General features: G+C 64.2%; 5 protein-coding genes. 4 read left to right on the forward strand and 1 reads right to left on the reverse strand.

Features of this window, described 5'->3' with window-relative positions:
- Positions 1–13: 13 nt before the first annotated feature.
- Positions 14–769, reverse strand: coding sequence for a glycerophosphodiester phosphodiesterase family protein (locus tag C6V82_RS17025; RefSeq protein ID WP_102587512.1), 756 nt, complete (start codon positions 767–769; stop codon positions 14–16).
- 150 nt (positions 770–919) lie between these two features.
- On the opposite strand from C6V82_RS17025, the gene C6V82_RS17030 reads away from it, so the two are divergent.
- From C6V82_RS17030 to C6V82_RS17045, 4 genes are all read left to right on the forward strand, one after another.
- Complete coding sequence (locus C6V82_RS17030) at positions 920–1,471, forward strand: hypothetical protein (protein WP_102587511.1); 552 nt, start codon at positions 920–922, stop codon at positions 1,469–1,471.
- Between the two features lie 43 nt (positions 1,472–1,514).
- Positions 1,515–2,492: an NADPH:quinone reductase gene (locus tag C6V82_RS17035; RefSeq protein WP_102587510.1), complete on the forward strand. Its 978-nt coding sequence runs from the start codon at positions 1,515–1,517 to the stop codon at positions 2,490–2,492.
- 147 nt (positions 2,493–2,639) lie between these two features.
- On the forward strand, positions 2,640–3,968 hold the full coding sequence (locus C6V82_RS17040; protein WP_102587568.1) for an aspartate aminotransferase family protein: 1,329 nt from the start codon (positions 2,640–2,642) through the stop codon (positions 3,966–3,968).
- A 192-nt stretch (positions 3,969–4,160) separates the two neighbouring features.
- Positions 4,161–6,110 carry an SLC13 family permease gene (locus C6V82_RS17045; protein WP_102587509.1) on the forward strand — a complete coding sequence of 650 codons (1,950 nt, stop codon included), beginning with the start codon at positions 4,161–4,163 and terminating at the stop codon, positions 6,108–6,110.
- Positions 6,111–6,307: the final 197 nt, after the last annotated feature.

Here is a 6,307-nt window from a genome sequence, read left to right on the forward strand (position 1 = left end):
GGCATGGCGGCGATCAGGCGCTTGGCAGGTACCCGATGAAGCTTGCCGGGTCGTCGCTTATCACACTCTCGACCCCCCATTCCCATTGGTGGGCGAAGGCCGCCGGGTCGTTGGCGGTGTAGCACACCAGCTGATACCCGCGTTCACATACCTGCTGGGCGCTGCGTTGGTTGAGACGTGTCCAGTCGGCGATCACGCTGCTGGCGTTGACGGTCTCGCAGCGCACCTGCCAATCGCGGTCGATGCCCTCGAAGAGCACACCGATCGCCAGTCGCTCGGCAGGCGCCACGGCCCGCGCGCGTGCCAGTGCAGCGTCGTTGAAGGAAGACAGCAGCAGGCGTTCGGTTGGCAGCGCGTCGAGCAGCGTCGGTACCACGCCATCCACCAGGGCGGCGGAGCTGCGTCCTGGATTGACCTTGAGTTCGAGGTTAAGCCCCATGTTGAGCTCCTCGATCAAGGCCAGCATGTCGCGCAGGGTGGGCATCGGCTCGCCACGAAAGGTGTCCGAGAACCAGCGGCCGGCATCGAGCTTGCGTGCGCCGGGCAGGTCAAGATCGGCCAGTCGCCCACGTTGATCGGAGCAGCGCTGCACGGTGGCATCGTGCCAGATGACCGGGGTGCCGTCGCCAAGCAGCTGGACATCGAGCTCAACCCAGTTGATACCTGCTTCATGAGCGGCGCGAACCGCGGCCAGGGTGTTTTCCGGCGCATGGGCGGAGAGACCGCGATGGGCGATCAGGCGGGGCAGGGTGTTGACGGAATGTGGCATGAGTCGTCGCTTCCTTGATCGAACGGTTACCCATCATCCTACACCGCCGTGACCGTCCGAGGTCACCATCTGGGCGAGTGTGCTAGGCTTCGCGCCACGCAATGGTTACCAGAACGATCACCAGAACGATGAATGGAGCGGGAGACGTCGATGAAGGTAGTGAGCCTACCGGAGGGGGAGCGGCGTGATGACTGTCTGGCACGCCTTTGCGCGGCGTTCTATGGTACCGCTGCGGGCTTGGCGCCACTGGTGGCCTTCAGTGGGACGCGGCACCAGCTGTTTCCCGCTGAAGCCGCGCGGCTGTGGGCGCTGGTCGATGAGCGTGACAGCCCCGCCGCGCTGGCGTTGCTGGTGCTCGATGCACAGGGTCCTGGCATGACACTGACACTTGCCACCTCGCTCGTGTCGAGTCGTGAGCCCCTCGCTCGGCTGCTGCGTGAGCTGGCCTTGAACGCGCCGCTGCGCGTGGTGCCAAGCGAGACACTCGACGAGGACTTCCTTCGCCAATGCGGGATCAAGCGTTGGCTGGAAGGCGAGGACGGTCAACGGACAGGGCTGACCTTCCAGCATCCGGCGGGTACGCTGGACGACCTGTCGCCACCCCTGGCCGTCGATGAAAATGCCCTGCTCAGGCGCTTCAAGCACGATGCCAGGTTCTTCGAAGGCGAAAAGCAGGCGTTCGTCGACGGGCTGGCGCATTGATCTCAGGCACATTGATCTCATCAACAGTGAAAGGATTAGCGACATGGCCAAGCGTATTCAGTTTTCCCGGACCGGTGGCTCGGATGTCCTCGAGCTCGTCAATGTCACACCCACCGAGCCCGGCCCCGGTGAGGTGCGTATCGAGAACCGTGCCGTGGGTCTGAACTTCATCGATATCTATTTCCGCACCGGGCTCTATCCGGCACCGTCGCTTCCCTCTGGCCTTGGCACCGAGGGGGCCGGCGTGGTGGCGGCGGTGGGTGATGGGGTGACGCACCTCAAGGTGGGTGACCGTGTCGCCTATGCGCAAGGCCCGCTTGGCGCTTATGCCGAGCAGCATGTGCTGCCGGCGGCCAAGGTGGTCGTGCTGCCCGAGAGTATCGACTTCGAGACGGCTGCCGGCTGCATGCTCAAGGGCCTGACCGTTCAGTACCTGTTGCGCCAGACCTGCCCGCTGAAGGGCGGCGAGACGATCCTGTTCCATGCAGCGGCCGGTGGCGTCGGCTCGATCGCCTGCCAGTGGGCACGGGAGCTGGGCGTCAAGCTCATCGGCACCGTAAGCTCCCCCGAGAAAGCCGCGCTGGCCGAGCGCAACGGCGCCTGGGCGACCATCGACTACACGCGTGAAAACGTGGTCGAGCGGGTCCGTGAGCTCACCAACGGCGAGATGTGCGACGTGGTGTACGATTCGGTGGGCAAGGATACCTGGGAGATGTCGCTGGACTGCCTCAAGCCGCGTGCGCTGATGGTCAGCTTCGGCAATGCCTCGGGCCCGGTGGATGGCGTCAATATCGGCATTCTCAACCAGAAGGGCTCGCTTTTCGTCACGCGGCCGAGCCTCAACGGCTATGCCGACACCCCCGAGCGCCTCAAGATGATGGCCGATGACCTGTTCGGCATGCTCGATAGTGGCAAGCTGGTCATCGACGTGGCCAACCGCTTCCCGCTGGCGGATGCCGGCCAGGCACAGGATGCCGTGCAGGGGCGCCAGACCACAGGCTCGACGATTCTGTTGCCCTGACAGGACAACCGGCAACCAGCTACCAGGGAGCCATGCCATTCAGGCGAACGGGTATTATCCACCTGGTCGCGAATGGAAACCGCAAATCGCACAGACCGGGAATCGTACATAATGGAGAACATGGTTCACTGAATGGCCGGAGGCCGCATGAGTCACGTCTTTCATCGTCATCTCAAGCAGCATTACCCTACCGCCGTGGGTGGTGAGGGCCCATACCTGATCGACGCCGAGGGGCGCCGCTACCTGGATGCCAGCGGTGGCGCCGCCGTGTCGTGCCTGGGCCACAGTGATGCCGAGGTGATCGGGGCGATTCAGCAGCAGGTGGAACGGCTGGCCTATGCGCATACCTCGTTCTTCACCAACGAGCCGATGGAGGCGTTGGCTGACTTCCTGGTCGAGCGAGCGCCGCAAGGGCTGTCGTCGGTCTACTTCGTGTCCGGCGGGTCCGAGGCGATAGAAGCGGCACTGAAAATGGCCCGCCAGTACTTCATCGAGCGTGGCGACCCCCAGCGCCGCCACTTGATCGCACGGCGCCAGAGCTATCACGGCAACACGCTCGGGGCCCTGGCCACCGGCGGTAATGCCTGGCGGCGCCGGCAGTTCGAGCCGCTGCTGGTGGAGGTCAGCCACGTCAGCCCCTGCTATGCCTATCGTGGGCAGGCCGAGGACGAGACGCCAGAGGCCTATGGGGAGCGGTTGGCGGCGGAGCTCGAGGGCGAGATCCAGCGCCTGGGACCGGAGACGGTGATGGCTTTCGTGGCCGAGCCGGTGGTGGGCGCGACGCTGGGTGCAGTGCCTGCGGTGCCGGGTTACTTCAAGCGGGTGCGCGAGATCTGTGATCGCCACGGCATTCTGCTGATTCTCGATGAAGTGATGTGCGGCATGGGGCGTACCGGCAGCTTGTTCGCCGCCGAGCAGGAGGGTGTGTCGCCGGATCTGGTCACTATCGCCAAGGGCCTGGGGGCTGGCTACCAGCCGATCGGGGCGACCCTGGTCAGCGAGGGCATCCGCGCGGCCATCGCCGAGGGTTCGGGGTTCTTCCAGCATGGCCACACCTACATCGGCCACGCGACCGCCTGTGCCGCGGCGCTGGCGGTGCAGCGCGCCATCGAATCGCGTGACCTGCTGCCCCGAGTGCAGCGTCTTGGCGAGGGGTTGCAGCGGCGGCTCGAGGAGCGCTTCGGCGAGCACCCCCACGTCGGCGACATTCGTGGACGGGGGCTGTTTCGGGGTATCGAGCTGGTCGCCGACCGCAACGACAAGACACCGTTCGACCCGGCCCGCAAGCTGCATGCCGCCATCAAGCGCACGGCCATGGATCACGGCCTGATGTGCTACCCGATGGGCGGTACCCTCGATGGTCAGCGAGGCGATCATATCCTGCTGGCGCCGCCGTTCATCCTCGAGGAGTCCCACCTGGACGAGCTTGTCGACAAGCTCGACGCGACCTTGCGCGCCGTCCTTGATCACCCGTGAAGGGACTTCGACCGATGTCGATAGTATCCCGTCTTTCGCCTCTCGCCTGGTGCCTCTAGACGAGGCGAGTTGATGTCATATCCGGCAAGCGACGTTGAGCAAGGTGATGTTGATCAAGGCGCCGTTGCTCAATGCGCCGTTGATCAAGATAGGGTTCAGCGCTTTCGTTTCACCACAGGGAGGTGAGCCGCCATGGCCGACAGTACCCTGGTCTTTGTTGTACTCGGGCTGACGCTGGTCGCTTTTGTCTGGGGACGTTTCCGTTATGACCTGGTGGCGCTTACGGCGCTGCTGGGTTCGGTAATGCTGGGCCTGGTACCCGGCGACGAGGCCTTCCAGGGCTTCGGGCATCCGGCGGTGATCACCGTGGCGGCGGTGCTGGTATTGAGCCGGGGCCTCGAGCGTTCCGGGGTGGTGGACGTGATTGCCGCCCAGGTGCTGCGGGTCGGCGACCGGCTGATACTGCAGTTGCTGGTGCTGATCGGCACCGTGGTGGTGCTGTCGGGCATCATGAACAACGTTGGTGCGTTGGCGTTGTTGTTGCCGGTGGCCATGCGCCTGGCGCGCGAACACGATACCTCACCCTCCATCCTGCTGATGCCACTTGCCTTCGGGTCGCTGCTGGGCGGTCTGATGACGCTGATTGGCACGCCGCCCAACATCATCGTCGCAAGCTACCGCGGCTCGGTGACTGGCGAGAATTTCGGCATGTTCTCTTTCACTGCCGTGGGGGGGGTGGTGGCGCTGGTGGGTTTTTTGTTCATCGTGTTGCTGGGCTGGCGACTGACGCCGCGTCGGGCGGGGAAAGCCTCCACCGAGGAGATGTTCGATACCGCCCACTACCTTGTCGAGTTGCGGGTCGGCAAGGATGCCAAGGCGCTTGGCTGGACATTGTCCGACCTGCAGCATGAGCTGGAGGAGACCGTACCGGTGCTCGCCGTGGTGCGAGACGACAAGCGTCGCGCCGGTCATGCCTTTCATGGCGAGCTCAAGGAGGGCGATATCCTGCTCGTCGAAGGTGGCCCCGAGGAGATGAAACTGCTCGAGGACAAGGCGGGCCTGCGCCTGGGGCTCGACCCCGAGGAGGAAAAGGCCGACGAGGAGGAGGAGGACCGCAAGCAGGAGGACGAAATACAGGGGGACGAAAAACAGGACGACGAAGAGCAAGCGACGGCGGAGCATGATGCGCTCGCCAATGAGCATTCCGCCGACGATGAGGAAAGAACGTCTGACAGCACAGACCACAAGGCGGACGGCAAGAAAGAGAAGACGCCCGTGGATACCGAAGGTCTGCAACTGGTCGAGGCGGTGGTGCGCACCGATTCGATGATGGTCAACCGTACCGTAAGCCAGTTGCGCCTTCACAACCAGTTCGGCCTGCACCTGGTGGCGGTGGCGCGTGACGGTGGCCGTCTTAAGCAGCGCTTGCGCGAGATCCGCTTTCGCGCCGGCGATGTACTGCTGTTGCAGGGGGGCGAGAGCGAACTTGCCGAGAGCCTGGCCACGCTGGGCTGTCTACCTTTGGCCGACCGCCAGCTGACCCTTGGCCAGCCACGCATGCTGCTGGTGTCGATCGGCATCTTCGCCGCGGCGATTGTCGCCATGCTGTTCAACCTGCTGCCTACCGCAGTGGCATTGGCCAGCGCCGCGTTGATCTCTCTGCTGGTCGGAGTATTGCCGCTGCGAGATGGCTACCAGGCGATCGACGGCCCCGTGATCGTGCTGCTGGCGGCGATGATGCCGGTGGGGGAGGCGCTGGAAACCAGCGGCGGGGCGAGCCTGGTGGCCGAGTTGATGCTCTCCTATGGCGCCGAGTGGCCGGTGGTGGTCACCCTGGTGGGGCTGTTCGTGCTCTCGATGCTGCTCTCCAACGTGATCAACAACGCCGCGGCAGCGGTGCTGATGGCGCCGATCGCGGCGAGCCTTGCCAATGGCTTCGAGGCATCGCTGGACCCTTTCCTGATGGTGGTGGCGGTCAGTGCCTCCTGCGCCTTCCTGACACCCATCGGCCATCAATCCAATACCCTGGTGATGGGTCCCGGCGGCTACCGCTTCAGCGACTACTGGAGGCTTGGCCTGCCGCTCTCGCTGCTGGTGCTGATAGTCGGGGTACCGATGATCCTGCTGGTCTGGCCGTTGTGAGAGCGGTGGGAGAATAAGGAGAGTCGTGAGTGGTGAGTCGTGAGTGGTGAGTCGTGAGTGGTGAGTCGGGTGGTGTGGCCCTGAAAAAGTAGACACTTTGTCAGGCAGCGGCTTCATAGGTCCGGGGGGAGACTCCGCCCAAGGCCCCATGGAGCCGCACGTTATCGTAATACTCTTCGATGTAGTACTGAGCCTCA

Source organism: Halomonas urumqiensis (genome assembly GCF_003028575.1).
Lineage (GTDB): Bacteria > Pseudomonadota > Gammaproteobacteria > Pseudomonadales > Halomonadaceae > Halomonas > Halomonas urumqiensis.

Bases quoted from the DNA above. Each gene is read 5' to 3' on its own strand.
- C6V82_RS17025 (WP_102587512.1), bottom strand. From the start codon at position 769: ATGCCACATTCCGTCAACACCCTGCCCCGCCTGATCGCCCATCGCGGT.
- C6V82_RS17030 (WP_102587511.1), top strand. From the start codon at position 920: ATGAAGGTAGTGAGCCTACCGGAGGGGGAGCGGCGTGATGACTGTCTG.
- C6V82_RS17035 (WP_102587510.1), top strand. From the start codon at position 1,515: ATGGCCAAGCGTATTCAGTTTTCCCGGACCGGTGGCTCGGATGTCCTC.
- C6V82_RS17040 (WP_102587568.1), top strand. From the start codon at position 2,640: ATGAGTCACGTCTTTCATCGTCATCTCAAGCAGCATTACCCTACCGCC.
- C6V82_RS17045 (WP_102587509.1), top strand. From the start codon at position 4,161: ATGGCCGACAGTACCCTGGTCTTTGTTGTACTCGGGCTGACGCTGGTC.